The organism is Spongiibacter nanhainus (genome assembly GCF_016132545.1).
Lineage (GTDB): Bacteria > Pseudomonadota > Gammaproteobacteria > Pseudomonadales > Spongiibacteraceae > Spongiibacter > Spongiibacter nanhainus.
This window is the reverse complement of record NZ_CP066167.1, coordinates 2,395,997-2,409,668: the sequence shown is the minus strand read 5'-3', so window position 1 is coordinate 2,409,668 and position 13,672 is coordinate 2,395,997. Positions and strand designations below refer to the sequence as shown.

The following is a 13,672-nucleotide window of genomic DNA, read 5'->3' as shown; positions in this document are numbered from 1 at the left end:
ACTTTTCTTACTAAACGAAATGAATTAACAGGAGCGGCAATGCCAGGCTGGGATGGGGCTGTAGCCATTGTGATCGCGCTGGCCCTGCTTCTGGATTTTCTGCTGGGCGAACCCCGGCGGGCCCATCCCCTGGTTGGCTTTGGACGCGCTGCCGAAGTGTTGGAGCGTCGCTTTAACAGCGGCAACAGGCGGGTGCTCAAGGGTACGGCCTGCTGGTTGCTACTGATTGTGCCTGTTGTCCTGCTGGTCTTATATCTTGATGGTCGGTCTGCCCGTTGGGGCTGGCCGGGCTACGTCGACGATGTAGTGCTACTGTATCTAGCCATCGGCTGGCGGAGCATGGGGCAGCATGTGGCGCCGATTGAGGCGGCTCTCGCAAGGCCGGATACCATTGATCTGCCGCAGGCCAGAGCGGCCCTGGCGATGATCGTCAGTCGCGACACGGCGGCGATGGATGCCCCGGCGCTACTGGGGGCTACGGTGGAGACGACACTGGAAAACAGTGCCGATGCCCTGTTTGCTTCGCTGTTTTGGTATGTTGTTGCCGGCCCTGCTGGTGTGGTGGCGCACCGTCTGGCCAATACCCTGGATGCCATGTGGGGCTATCGCAGCCCCCGTTATCATGCCTTTGGCCGCTGCGCTGCGCGGATGGACGATGCGCTAAATCTGCTGCCGGCCCAATTACTGGCCCTTACCTTTGCGCTTGTATCCCCTTACCCCGCCAAAACATGGCACTGCATCTTCACTCAGGGCTGGCGCTGGAAGAGCTTTAACGCCGGGGCGGTGATGGCGTCTGGCGCTGCTGCACTTGGAGTGGTCCTGGGTGGCCCGGCCTGCTACCGGGGGCAGAGCGTTGTGCGGCCGCCGCTGGGCTGGGGGCGGGCTGTGGCGCCTGGGGATTTGGCCCGGGTCCGCCGGTTGGTGCGGCGCTCGCTTGGCGCCTGGCTGTTGGTGTTGGCCATGCCGACCCTAATTTTAATAGCGGCCGCGATGGTGGCAGTGTAGACGGCAAATTTAATGGTAAATCAGCACGAGAATACTCCTCAACACGGCGGTGACCCGGGTCGGCGCGGCGGCGCGCCCGGCCACTGCGCCAGTGACGGCAGCATCGACCTGTCTACCGGTATCAATCCCTGGCCCTGGCCGGCGCCGGCACTGCCGGCCGAGGCGCTAACTTTACTCCCCCAGCCCGACGCCGATTTCTACGCCATGGCCGCGGCCTACTACCGGGTGCCGCCAACTGAATTACTGGCCACCGGGGGCAGCCAATGGGCTATTCAGATACTGCCCCGGCTGGCGAGTCCGGGCAGGGTATTGATGCAGGATGTGGCCTACGAGGAACACCGTTACCGTTGGTCCCAGGCAGGCTTTGAGGTTTGTTGCTTTAGTCGCGATGAAGAAGAGAGCCTGGCCAGCCGGATACGGGAGGACAAGATTCGCCACTTGGTGGTGGTATCCCCCAACAATCCGGCGGCATCCGTTGTGCCCCTAGAGCGGCTTAGCCAGTGGCGGCAGGCGTTGCCAGAGGGCGGTTTGCTGGTGGTCGATCAGGCCTTTGCCGATGCCTCCCAGGGCAGTGACGTATCTGCCCTGTGTGGTGAGCCCGGTGTGGTGATTTTGCGCTCCTTGGGCAAGTTCTTTGGCCTGCCGGGTTTGCGCCTGGGTTTTGTATTGGGCGAGGAGCGCTTACTTCAAGCGCTGAGTCGGGAGCTGGGGCCCTGGCCGGTCAGTGGCCCAGCTCTGCACCTGGGTAAATTGGCCCTGGCGGATCGCGTCTGGCAGGCCGAGACGCGAGAGCATTTGCAGCGGGCCGCCGCAGAACAGGGCGCGTTACTGCGGGAGTACTTCCAAGGAGCGTGTGCCGAGATACACTACAACCCTTTATTCACCACCCTGGTATTGCCGCTGGATACGGCGCAGCGGCTGTATCGTGAGGCCGCAGACCTCGGCCTGTGGTTGCGTTTATACTCGCGGGGAGACATGGCTTACTTGCGGTGGGGGCTGGCTGCCGATGAGACACTGCTGGCCCAGCGAGTGGCGGCCCTGGCCCGGCGTGGCTGGGCAGCGGCCTAGCGATACGGCAATACGGGAGCTCAGTGGTGGCCCAAGACGATGAATTTATCGCGTTCTTACTGGACCCCTTACAGTTGATGGGCCCAGTGGTGGCACGTCGCATGTTTGGCGGTGCGGGGCTGTTTCTCGACGGTGTGATGTTTGCTCTGGTCAGTGACCGGGTGCTTTACTTCAAGGTGGATGCGAGCTCTGTGGCGGATTTCGAGGCTCTGGGGCTGCCCGCATTTCAATATCCCCGTGCCGGCAAAATGATCAATCTCTCCTACTACCAGGCGCCTGAACAGTGCCTGGACGACAGCGATGCCCTTGTCGATTGGGCGAACCGGGCCTATGCTGCGGCTCGGCGCGCCGCCGCCGGCGCGGGTCGGCGCACAAAAAGGCCCGCTGGAGGTGTATAATCTGGCCCCCGGTTTTTCTGCGACAGTGTAGCTAATCATGCAAGTACAACAGGGTATCGAAGAAAAAATTCGCCAGGCCTTTTCCCCTGAGCATATCGAGCTAGTGAATGAGAGCCATATGCACAGCGTGCCGGCCAATTCTGAAACCCACTTTAAATTGGTGCTGGTGGCCTCAGCCTTTGAGGGCCAGCGTAAAGTCGCCCGGCACCAGTCAGTCTACAAAGTGTTGGCGGAGGACCTGGCCGGCCCGGTCCACGCGCTGGCCTTGCACCTGTATTCGCCCCAGGAGTGGCAGGCCAGAGAGGGCAGCGTGCCCGCCTCTCCAGACTGTAAGGGCGGCAGCAAAGCCGACCGTATTGCCAACAACGGAGCGTGATATTGTGAATGAGTTCGTGGTGGCTGCCCTGTACAAGTTTGTCTCTCTGCCGGACTATCGGGAGATGCGGGAGCCACTGTTGCAGTGCTGTTTGGACGCTGAGGTGAAGGGCACTTTGCTGCTGGCTGAAGAGGGCATCAACGGCACCATCGCGGGGTCCCGGGCCGGCATCGATACGGTACTGGACTATCTGCGCACGGACCCCCGTCTGGCTGACTTGCAGCACAAGGAGTCATACGACGAAAAACAGCCATTCTACCGGATGAAGGTGAAGCTCAAACGCGAGATCGTCACCATGGGGGTCGAAGGTATCGACCCCAACAAGGTGGTGGGGACCTACGTGAAGCCCCGTGACTGGAATGCGCTGATTTCCGATCCAGAGGTGTTGCTGCTGGATACCCGCAACGATTACGAGGTGGAGATCGGTTCCTTTAAAGGAGCGGTCGACCCCAAGACCGACACTTTTCGGGAGTTTCCCGACTATGTCAGTGAGCACTATGACCCCCAGCGCCACAAAAAAGTGGCGATGTTCTGCACCGGCGGTATCCGCTGCGAGAAGGCCTCAGCCTATATGAAGCAGGCGGGTTTTGAAGAGGTGTACCACCTGGAGGGAGGCATCCTTAAATACCTTGAGGAAGTGGACGAGGCGGAGAGCCTCTGGCAGGGGGAGTGCTTTGTCTTTGACAACCGGGTTGCCGTGACCCACGGCCTGGAGAAGGGGCATTATGAACTTTGCCACGGCTGCCGGCGACCCATCGACGACAGCGACAAGGCCAGTCCCCACTACGAGGAGGGAGTCAGCTGCCCGGCCTGCCACGATACCTTGAGTGACGATCAGCGCCAGCGCTTTCGGGAGCGTCAAAAACAAGTAGAGTTGGCGCGGCAAAGGCAGGTTGCCCATGTCGGCGCGCCGCCACCTGCACGACAGCGCCTAAACAAGCGGGCCGCCGATAAAGGCTAACAGGCGGCTGAGCAGCGCTGGCTACGCCATCCGGGCGATTGTCACAAAGTGCTGCATTGATTAATAATCAGGCAGTAAGGCGCTGTGCAGGGCGCCGCTTGAGAGCAAAATTTTTACAACGTATTTGTAACGTGTGTCATGGGACTGTGTCCCAGTGGTTGATACTCCAGCAGCTTATGCAGTTAGTGAGCAGCTCAGTACGGAAGCAGTAAAAGATAATGAATTGGAGCATCAAACCATGAAGCAACTCGGCGTGCTGGACAGCGCATTCGTTAACCTTGAGCACCCCAACACCCCGCAACATATTGGCGGTTTGGGTATCTACGACCCGTCGACCGCCCCGGAGGGCTTTGTGCGCTTCAAGGGGGTGATCGCCAGCTTTGAACGGCGCTTGCAGAAGCATTCCATATTCCGCTCCCGGCTGGTTAAAACCCCCGCCAATTTTGATCGACCCTATTGGGTCAAAGACGCCAATTTCGACGTTGAATTTCACATTCGCCATTTGGCCTTGCCCAAACCCGGGGACTGGCGCCAGCTCTGTATTCTGGTGTCGCGGCTACACGCTCGCCCGCTGGATATGGCGCGCCCGCTGTGGGAGGCCTACATTATCGAAGGGCTAGACAATATCCCCGGTGTGCCCGAGGGTGGCTTTGCCATCTACACCAAAATTCACCACGCCCTGGTGGATGGCGCGGGCGGTTCCAACATTATGGCGGTGATCCACGATCTGGAGCCCGATCCGGAGGGCAAGATTGAAGAACCCGAAACCATTGAGGTGGATACCTTACCCAACGCGCTGCAGCTGGGCACGTCGACGGTCATTAACCATGTCAAGAATGCCGCCAAGTTGGCCACCAGCACGATGGGCACCTTAAAAGGGTTTGGCAAAATGGCCCTGGGCATTGCCAACAAATCGATTCCGATGCCGCCAATTTCGCCGCCCAGAACTCGTTTCAATAATCCGGTGAGCCCCTATCGGGTATTTGAAGCGGCGGAGTTTGACCTCGAAGACATCAAGATGATCAAGAATGTCACCGGGACCAAGGTCAACGATGTCATGTTGGCAATCGTATCCGGTGCCTTGCGGCGCTATTTGCAGCATCATGAGGAACTGCCGGAGGAGAGCCTGGCTGTCACCGTGCCGCTGAATATGCGTACCCGCAAAGGGGAGAACGACGACAATAACCAGGTTGGATCCGTGTTTATGTCGTTGGCGACCAATCTGGACGATCCCATGGAACGCCTGGCGGCGATTCACAAAAGCGCGGGCGAGGCCAAGTCTTTTGGCGAGCAATCCCCCCTGGTGGATGCGCTGAGGCTAGCTGGGGTAATGCCGCCGGCCTTGACCCGTCCACTGGTGAAAACCTATATCGACAACCAGCTCACCCAGCACCTGCCATTGGGGATTAGTTCGGTGGTGTCCAATGTAGCCGGTCCGCCGTTCCCCCTCTATTGTGCCGGCGCCAAGTTATGCCGCTACTACGGGCTGGGTTTGTTGACACCAGGGGTGGGGATTTTCCATTTGGTCTACAGTTCGGTGGGGGTAGTGACGCTATCAATACTGGGCGATCGAAGCAGCATGCCGGACCCGGCCTTTTACCGGGAATGCGTGGAGGACGCTTTTGCCGAGCTCCACGAGGCCGCCAAACAATTACAGGCGTCGAGCGAGAAGAGTGGGGCCGCCGCCAGCAAGGCTCGCAGCGCGACAGCCAAATCCTCGCCCACTCGCAAGGCAAACACGCCCACTGGCAAGGCAAAAAAAAGCGCAACAGCTGCTGCGGGGAAAGCCGACGGCAAGACTGCCAGCAAAGCCACCCAGAGCACGGCTCGTCCCAAGCCTCGGGCAAAGAAGGCGAGAGCCAGTGCCGGTCAATCGACAGGCGTCTCCAAGGTTAAAGATAAAGGCGAGCAGGTCAATTCGCTGTTTAATACCGGCGAATCCAATGTGGTTTCTCTGGGTAAGGGGCGCTGAAGTACTAGAAAACCCGCACGGTCTGATCGCTATCGCGTAGATTAATCTCGCGATAGCGGCATCGACCGACACCGCCCTGAAAGGCCGAATTGGCAATCAACCAGACAGCGACGACTTTTTTCGGTGGCTCACCGCCGATCGCGCGGATGTAGTCGGCGCGCAGTGGGCGGGATTCGTTCAGCCACAGGCCCAGACCGTCCTGAGGTGTGCGCAGTACCCAGTGGGTTTCCCGCTGATCCCACCAGGGCAGGGGACACTGAAAAATCGTATCCACAGCCAAGCGGCTGCTCCACATGTAGGTGAGATCCAGGCCGTTATCAAACTCCACGGCAATCGACAGGTAGTCATGGGTCGGCTGCAAATGCTCCGCAAGTTCTGAGGGCAGGGTGTCTGCCCGCCAACACCAGTCCATCTGCAATTTATCGCTGAGCGGAATATCCACCGGGTATTGAATAATGCCCACATCACCTTGGGTGTCGCAGCACAGCCCCTCGCCTTGCTCACACTGGGTAAACAGCGAGCCCTTGCCAAGCTTCCAGTGATAATGCCAGCCGGGGGGCAGCTTGGGTGTTGCCGGCCCCGGGGCTTGAGACACTGTCACCTCCACTGCGCCGCTCATGGCGGGCGGTGGGTTGTCGGTACTGATGTCACCGGCAGGGCTGTCAAAACTGCCGGGCAGGGCGACCTGCAGCAGTAGCGTCCCGGCGGTGGTAGCGTGAATGGCGGCGTGCTCGGCGGGCAAGCGCGCGACTTCGCCGTCGCCAATGCGATACCACACACAGGTGCGGGGGCTGATGCTGACCTCCAAACCCTTGGATAAAAACAGCCTGCCCCGGGCCGACAAACTGAGATTATCCCCCGCGCCCAATACCAGACCGGTGTCCAGCCATTGGCCGTCAGCTCTCAGCGTGAAGGTATTGCCTTGGGGCAGCTCATGGGGGGGATTCAAGGCTGACAAACGCCGCTGGCGTCGCAGGCGACGTTGGCGGATAAAGGCGGGAAAGGTAGTTAAGGGCGACGGGGCATTGCGCGTCGGCGCCGGGTGCTTACCCTCGGTGCCGCTGTCCCCAACCAGCCCCAAGTGTTGACCAATCCGGTATCCCAAAGTGAGTTTGCTCATTGGCTCCTCCTTTCGCTGGTTGTTGTGTGCTTATTCTTGTTGGGCGCTGGGACCAATCAGGCGGCGCGAGGTCTGTCAAAACCCTGGCGGCGATGTTGCGCCAGGGCGGTGTGCAGATCCTCCGGCTGAGTCAGACGTTTGATAGCGGCAAATAATTGATCCGCTTCTTGATAGTGGCGGCGGAGGTAGCCCAGCCATTGCTTCAGTGGACCGCCTACGTGTCGGGGCGCGCAGGTGAGTAAGCTGTTTTCGAACAAACTGTCCACCAGATCGAGGGCGTCCTCCCAGGGCATGGGCTGATAGTGGTCGCCGGCTTGCTGCGCCTTGATGTGCCGGGCCAGGTCAGGGCGGGCCAGCAGGCCGCGACCCAGCATCACATCGTCGCAGTGACTGTCCTGGCGACACTGCCAGTAGTGCTCCGGAGTCCAGACTTCACCGTTGGCGATGATATTGGCGCCATTGAGCTGGCGCCGGTGGACGGCAGCGATTTTGTCCCAGAAGGCGGGTGGCTTGTAGCCGTCGTCCCGGGTGCGGGCGTGGATAGTGATTTCTGCCGCGCCGGCCGAAGCAATAGCGTCGATGTTTTCCAGTAAGCGGCTGTGGTCCTGGTAGCCCAAGCGAATTTTTACAGTCAGTGGCACCTCGCTGGGCATAGACTGGCGCATGGCGACAACGATGGCGTGGATCAAATCGGGCTCGTCGAGGAGAATAGAGCCGCCTCGATGGCGGTTGACGCACTTGGCAGGGCAGCCGAAATTAGTGTCTACCCCCGGCGCGCCCAATTCTGCTGCGCGGCCGGCATTGTCGCCCATCGCGCCGGGTTCGCTGCCCAGCAATTGCAGGTAAACCGGGGTGCCACTTGGGGTGGTGCCGCCGTCCAGTAGCTCCGGGCACAGGCGGTGGAACACCTTGGCGGGCAGCAATCGGTCGGTGACCCGGACAAACTCGGTCACGCAGCGATCTATGCCCCCCACCGTGGTGAGCAGGGCACGCATTCTGGCGTTAACGACGCCCTCCATGGGCGCAAGATGGATTTTCATGGCGCTGCGCTGTCAAAAGGTCGGTATTGTACAATGCTTTTCCCGGCTCAGCCCTGTTGTGACGCGACAAAACCGTACTCAGGGTGGCCAACAACGCAGGGTGCTGCAGAGATGACGACCAAACAACTTGCCCAACTTGGCGGTGCTGCCTTGTGCGCCGGCCTGACCGCTGGAGTGCTCTGGCTGATGGAGGCCAGTGATCGCCTCAATCCGCCGACAGTGGCCCAGCGCCAGGAGGCCCGCATTTTTAACGCCGACGACGCCCAGTTTTTTGGCGAAGAGCCGGGTTTCGATGTGGAGTTTGTGCTTCAGGCACGAGGACAGGATGCCGAGGGCAAATACGCCGAGATCAGCATCGATGGTGATGCGCAAAAAGTCAGAATAGGGGATACCTTCTATCCTCCCTGTGTCCGGCTTTCGGCTCTACCGGAAAAGGCGGCGTTGGTTGATGTTTGCGGCAGTTATCACCTGTTGTGGCGGCGGCCGGAGTCTGGTGTGGATGAGGCTCTGGGCGAGGAGGCTGTCGGTGCCCAGGCGGTCAGTGCTGAGGCCGCGCGCTTGGTGGTGGATCCCGCTACGTTGGGCGTGGGAGCTGATGGCGAATTGGCGGGTATTCTCGACTACCGGGATGACCCCACGGCCACCGCCTTACTGCGGGAGTATCGACAGCGTTTGTACCAGCGCCCGCTGTCGCTGCGTGGCAAGGTGGACGTCAAGGTGGGTGAACAAGACGACGGTCGTCGCGCTTACTTTGTATGGCCGGGGGAGGATACGGCGATATTCGACCAACTGCCCTTGGAAGGAGGCGATCAGGTGGTTGCAGTAAATGGGGTGGCTTTGTCATCGACTCAGTCTTTTACCGATCTGTATCAGCGTTTAGATGAGGCAGATCATTTAACCGTCACCCTGCGCCGGGGAAATCAGGATTTGGTGGTATTGCTGGGCTTGTAAATTCGGGGCCTGGCCAATTAATCATTGTTTTTAGTGTTTGCTGTTTAAAGGAGCTTTTATGAGTCGCGATTACTTTCAACTGCAGGGCAAGGTAGCGCTGGTAACTGGCGCGTCCAGCGGTCTCGGCGTGCATTTTGCCAAGGTGCTGGCTGCAGAGGGGGCGACAGTAGTGCTGGCGGCTCGGCGCAAGGAAAAACTGGATGCCAACGTTAAAGCCCTGGAAGAATCCGGGGCCAAAGCTATGGCGGTGTCGCTGGATGTCACCAGCCCCGACAGTGTCGATAGTGCCTTTGCCGCCATCAAAGCCCAGGTCGGCCCGGTAGATATTCTGGTCAACAATGCCGGTGTGGCGTCGGACCCGCTGAGCTTTGTGGATACCCAGGAAGATGACTGGAACTGGGTAGTGGATACCAACCTGACTGGCGCCTGGCGGGTAGCCCGCGGTGCGACCTTGCAGATGAAAGAGGCCGGCAATGGCGGTGTCATCATCAATATCGCGTCGATCTACGGTTTGCGCACCGGGGTGATGAAGGTGGCTTACAACGCTTCCAAGGCGGCGGTTGTGCAGATGACCAAGTCTATGGCCATGGAATTGAATCGCCTGGGGATTCGCGTCAATGCGCTTTGCCCCGGTTGGTTCCGCACCGAAATTAACAGCGACTATTTTGCCAGCGAATCCGGCCAGCGTTACGTAAGCCGAATTCCCGCCAAGCGACTGGGGGAGTACGAGGACTTGACTGTGCCACTGCTATTGCTGGCCAGTGACGCCAGCAGTTATATGAACGGTACTACCCTGGCGGTAGATGGCGGCATTATGGAAACGCCGATCTGATCCAGGCAGCGTGAATGACCTGCAGAGGTTCCCTAGTACGTAAGAGGTATAGTTAAGTTGTCCCCCCCGGCCTACAGTGGCACCATGCTGAGCCGGTCACGGGCTGACCAGCTTGGTGTCTACGATGGGGACTCGCTCCGGCTCGGCATAGGTCGGGACAAGGGTCCAATAACAATAGCGGCGCCCGCAGTGCGGGGTGTATGCAGCAGGAGAGATAGCGCGCTATGAGTGACTTTAAAAAGTGGGAATGTGTGATTTGCGGTTTCGTCTACGATGAGGCCGAGGGTTGGCCTGACGATGGCATCGAGCCTGGTACCAAATGGGAGGATGTACCGGAAGACTGGGAGTGTCCCGATTGTGGTATCAGCAAGTTTGATTTTGACATGGTGGAAGTCTAGGAAGACGTTGGGTTCTACCCATCTGCGCAATGCTTTGCCGGGGCCTGTAGGCCCCTTCCTGCCCTGAGGCGGCGAGCACAATCTGCCGCCTTCTCAGTTCCCTATCTGCCAGTCTTAAGGTAGTCTGTGCCTCCAATTAACGCCGCCCTCGCTGTCGGGAGCGGTTACGTGTAGTTCGGGGGTACAAAATGAAAATCAACAAAATCGTGTCGGCTATTGCTATTTCACTGCTGGTGGCGGCATGCGCGCCCGAAGTGGGCTCAGAGGCATGGTGCGCAGCCATGAAAGAAAAGCCCAAGGGCGACTGGACAGCCAACGAGACCATGGAATACGGCAAGAGCTGTGTCTTTAAATAGGGCCGTGGCTGTCAGTGTGTTAATCATTGCCGTTATTTCAATGCGGGCGCTTAAACAGTCAGCCCCGCAGTGGGCAAGACACGGTCAGTAAGACACGGTCAGTAAGACAATTGTCACATTATTTTCATAGTATGCCGCCCCAGATGAAGGGGCGGTGAAGCTATGGCGAGCGAGGTATTAGTGGTAGATCGGCCAGCGCTGATGGCGATATTGACAAGCTCCCGGGCTCTCAAGCTGCTTACCATCGTGTTAGTGGCGCTTTTACTGTGGGTTCTGTCCGGAACTACCTGGCAGGTGGCGGCGCTTTTCAGAGAGGTGCGTCTGCCGGACGCAGGCCGCACTGTGGCGACCGCACAATCTTCTTCTGGCCCTCAGTACAATGTCCAGGCACTGCTGGGCGTTCCTCTTTTTGGGGTGGCACCAAAGACCGGCGGGGCGTCCACAGGTCAAAACAACGAACCTTTGCGGGAAAGTCAGCTCAAAATCAAAGTTCTGGGTGTCGTGGCCGGCTCAGTGGAAACCGGCGTGGCGGTGTTGCAGTACGGTCGCAAAACCCGAGCCTACAAAGTGGGCGAGCAAATTGAAGTGCCAGGCACGGTCACTTTGCAGGCGGTCAACGGCGATCATATTGTCATAGAAAATAATCGCCGCCGGGAGAAAATCGAGCTCGACAAAAAAACCGCGGTTAGTGGCATAACGGCCTCTAAGGAGCGAACCTCCCGTGGCGCTGAAGTGGTCAACGTGAATACGCCAGAAATACGCGCGCTGGTGGGGGATCCCCGGGACACTCTACAAAACAGTCCATTGCGACTGGCGCGTTTTTTCGCAGCCAGTCCGGTGACCGAGAATGGTCAGGTAACCGGCTACCGCATCAAACCGGGGCGAGACCCCCGCCTGTTTGAGCAACTGGAATTGCGGGAGGGAGATATCCTGCTCTCCATCAACGGGCAGTCGTTGTCGGATGTGACCACCCAGGAACTACTGAGGATGGTGGAAAACACCACCTCCTACGAAATTATGATCAAACGCAGCGACGAAATTCTGACCAGAAGAATGGAACTATGAAGGCAATCATTACCCGACTGGCACTCTGTGCTCTGCTGATTCTGGCCGCGCCGGCCTGGGCGGAGCGCTTTGAGCTGGATATGCAGAATGTCGATATTAGCGAGTTTATCGACACCGTCGCCAAGCTCACCGGCAAAACCATTGTGGTGGACAGCCGGGTCAAGGGCAAAATCACCATCCAAAGCCAGCGCAAGCTGGATGCCGACGAGCTGTATCAGTTGTTTCTGTTGCAGTTGGGTGTCGAAGGCTACTCGGTAGTGGAAGCCGGAGACGGCATCCTCAAGGTGATTCCCAACCAGGCGGCAAAAATCGAGGGTATCGAGGTTCAAGGCACCAACAAACCCCTGGGGCGCAGTGAATCCATTGTGACCCGCATCGCCCAGGTTAAAAATGCCGACGCCGATGAACTGGTGAAGTCCCTGCGGCCGCTGGTGGATAACAAAGTCGGGGTCATCACCAGCTACTCCGAGTCCAATATCATTTTGATCACCGATCGGGAGTCCAACGTGCGCCGCTTGATGGCCATTGTGGATTCGGTGAATTCGGTGGATTCCCAGCTGATGGAAACGGTGGTATTGGAGAATTCCTCCGCCGAGGAAGTTGAGCGGGTGGTCAACAAAATCCTCTCTCAGCAGACCCGCAAACGCGGTTCCGCCAAGCCGGTAGTGGCGGCGGATGCCCGCACCAATACCTTGATTCTATTTGGCGATGACGAGTCGCGGAGTTACCTGCGCCGCCTGGTCCAGGATCTGGACAGCGAGGTCAGCAACCAGTCCAACATCCGGGTGGAATACCTTAAGTATGCCAAGGCCGCCGAGCTGGCGCCGGTGCTGAAAAGCATCAGTGAAACCATTGTTGAGGGAGATGAAGCCGCAGGGCGGGCCGCCGGTGCGGGTAAGAGCAGCTCTATCAATATAGAGGCTCACGAGCAGACCAACTCCATTGTATTGTCTGGCAGCCCCCACATCATTGCCGATCTGCGCAAGGTGATACACGACTTGGATATCCGCCGCGCCCAGGTGCTGGTGGAGGCCATCATCATTGATGTCTCCGCCAACAAGGCCAAAGAGCTGGGTGTCCAGTGGTTGTTTAAGGGCGAGAACGATGGAAATGTGCCGGTTGGTGGAATCAACTTTGGCGGCGGCGCCAACGGCACCAACTCCTCGCCCGGTGTCATCAGCTTGCTGGGGGGCGAGGAAGCCGCTGCCACCGCGCTGAGTGGACTTCGCGGTGCGGCCTTTGGCCTGGGCAAAGTGGTTGAAGACGGCTTCAGCTTTGCGACCTTGGTGACGGCACTGGCCAGCGATTCCCAGTCCAATATCCTGTCTACGCCGAGCTTGTTGACCCTGGATAACGAAGAGGCCTCCATTTTGGTGGGCCAGGAAGTGCCGGTGATTACGGGCTCCACTGCCAGCTCCACCAACACCAACCCCTTTCAGACCATCGAACGTCAGGAAGTGGGTACCAAGCTATTGCTGACCCCCCAGATTAACGATGGCGACGCGGTGCAACTGGCGATTGAACAGGAGGTGTCGTCATTGAGCCCATCGACATCGGCAGCCGACGTCATCACCAACAAGCGCACCATCAAAACCACGGTGTTGGTCAACGATGGCGCGACTATTGTGCTGGGCGGTCTGATTGACGACCAGGTCAACGAGGGCAGCGCCAAGGTGCCGTTACTGGGGGATATCCCCATCCTCGGTCGCTTGTTCCGTGCCGACAGTACGGAAACCGTCAAGCGCAATCTGATGGTGTTTATTCGGCCCACTATTATACGCGATGGCCAAACCCTGGCGGAGTTGAGTGGCCGCAAGTACAACTACATTCGCGCCGAGCAGTTGGCCAAAGCCGAAGCCGGTATCAACCTGTTTCCTTTCACTGAATTGGCTGTGCTGCCGCCCTGGACGGGGATGGACCCGTCACCAGCTGATGTGCTCCCCAGCGAGCCAGTGCCGCCACCGATGTCGCCGGCGGAGACTCAGGTAGAGCAGAAAGTCCGGGACGCCTGTGACAATCTCGACGAGGGTCAGCCCCGGCCGGATATCTGCGATACCCTGTCCGACAGTGCCAAAGCGCCAGAGACTGAGCGAGAGGCCCCCCGTCCCCAAGGGGTTGACGAGTAGCAGT

General features: G+C 58.9%; 14 protein-coding genes. 12 read left to right on the top strand and 2 right to left on the bottom strand.

What is annotated here, in order from left to right; all coding sequences use genetic code 11:
- The first annotated feature begins 39 nt into the window (after positions 1-39).
- From I6N98_RS11080 to I6N98_RS11055, 6 genes are all read left to right on the top strand, one after another.
- A complete protein-coding gene (locus I6N98_RS11080) occupies positions 40-1,005 on the top strand; it encodes a CobD/CbiB family cobalamin biosynthesis protein (protein WP_198568429.1) in 966 nt (321 codons plus the stop codon).
- A gap of 12 nt (positions 1,006-1,017) precedes the next feature.
- Positions 1,018-2,073 carry an aminotransferase class I/II-fold pyridoxal phosphate-dependent enzyme gene (locus I6N98_RS11075; RefSeq protein WP_198568428.1) on the top strand — a complete coding sequence of 352 codons (1,056 nt, stop codon included), beginning with the start codon at positions 1,018-1,020 and terminating at the stop codon, positions 2,071-2,073.
- A 26-nt stretch (positions 2,074-2,099) separates the two neighbouring features.
- The gene (locus I6N98_RS11070; RefSeq protein ID WP_232787314.1) at positions 2,100-2,471 is read left to right on the top strand and encodes a TfoX/Sxy family protein; all 372 of its coding nucleotides are present in this window, start codon (positions 2,100-2,102) and stop codon (positions 2,469-2,471) included.
- A 37-nt stretch (positions 2,472-2,508) separates the two neighbouring features.
- Positions 2,509-2,847 (top strand): BolA family protein, encoded by a 339-nt coding sequence (locus tag I6N98_RS11065; protein ID WP_198568427.1) that lies wholly within the window; start codon positions 2,509-2,511, stop codon positions 2,845-2,847.
- A 4-nt stretch (positions 2,848-2,851) separates the two neighbouring features.
- Complete coding sequence (gene trhO / locus I6N98_RS11060) at positions 2,852-3,808, top strand: oxygen-dependent tRNA uridine(34) hydroxylase TrhO (RefSeq protein ID WP_198568426.1); 957 nt, start codon at positions 2,852-2,854, stop codon at positions 3,806-3,808.
- A 238-nt stretch (positions 3,809-4,046) separates the two neighbouring features.
- Entirely contained in the window at positions 4,047-5,780 is a 1,734-nt protein-coding gene (locus tag I6N98_RS11055; protein WP_198568425.1) for a WS/DGAT/MGAT family O-acyltransferase, read from the top strand.
- Positions 5,781-5,784: 4 nt separating this feature from the next.
- Here I6N98_RS11055 and I6N98_RS11050 read toward each other — a convergent pair whose 3' ends face one another.
- Positions 5,785-6,900 (bottom strand): DUF3047 domain-containing protein, encoded by a 1,116-nt coding sequence (locus I6N98_RS11050; protein WP_198568424.1) that lies wholly within the window; start codon positions 6,898-6,900, stop codon positions 5,785-5,787.
- Between the two features lie 56 nt (positions 6,901-6,956).
- Positions 6,957-7,940: a tRNA-dihydrouridine synthase gene (locus I6N98_RS11045; RefSeq protein ID WP_198568423.1), complete on the bottom strand. Its 984-nt coding sequence runs from the start codon at positions 7,938-7,940 to the stop codon at positions 6,957-6,959.
- 111 nt (positions 7,941-8,051) lie between these two features.
- Between I6N98_RS11045 and I6N98_RS11040 the strand changes: the two genes are divergently transcribed.
- The 6 genes from I6N98_RS11040 (at position 8,052) to gspD (ending at position 13,668) form a co-directional block, all read left to right on the top strand.
- The gene (locus I6N98_RS11040) at positions 8,052-8,891 is read left to right on the top strand and encodes a hypothetical protein (protein WP_198568422.1); all 840 of its coding nucleotides are present in this window, start codon (positions 8,052-8,054) and stop codon (positions 8,889-8,891) included.
- A 58-nt stretch (positions 8,892-8,949) separates the two neighbouring features.
- A complete protein-coding gene (locus I6N98_RS11035; protein ID WP_198568421.1) occupies positions 8,950-9,723 on the top strand; it encodes an SDR family NAD(P)-dependent oxidoreductase in 774 nt (257 codons plus the stop codon).
- 224 nt (positions 9,724-9,947) lie between these two features.
- Positions 9,948-10,121, top strand: coding sequence for a rubredoxin (locus I6N98_RS11030; RefSeq protein WP_198568420.1), 174 nt, complete (start codon positions 9,948-9,950; stop codon positions 10,119-10,121).
- A gap of 188 nt (positions 10,122-10,309) precedes the next feature.
- Positions 10,310-10,477 carry a DUF3012 domain-containing protein gene (locus tag I6N98_RS11025; protein ID WP_198568419.1) on the top strand — a complete coding sequence of 56 codons (168 nt, stop codon included), beginning with the start codon at positions 10,310-10,312 and terminating at the stop codon, positions 10,475-10,477.
- A gap of 162 nt (positions 10,478-10,639) precedes the next feature.
- Positions 10,640-11,542 carry a type II secretion system protein GspC gene (gene gspC / locus I6N98_RS11020; protein WP_198568418.1) on the top strand — a complete coding sequence of 301 codons (903 nt, stop codon included), beginning with the start codon at positions 10,640-10,642 and terminating at the stop codon, positions 11,540-11,542.
- Complete coding sequence (gspD, locus tag I6N98_RS11015) at positions 11,539-13,668, top strand: type II secretion system secretin GspD (RefSeq protein WP_198568417.1); 2,130 nt, start codon at positions 11,539-11,541, stop codon at positions 13,666-13,668. The genes gspC and gspD overlap by 4 nt, the downstream gene beginning before the upstream one ends.
- Positions 13,669-13,672: the final 4 nt, after the last annotated feature.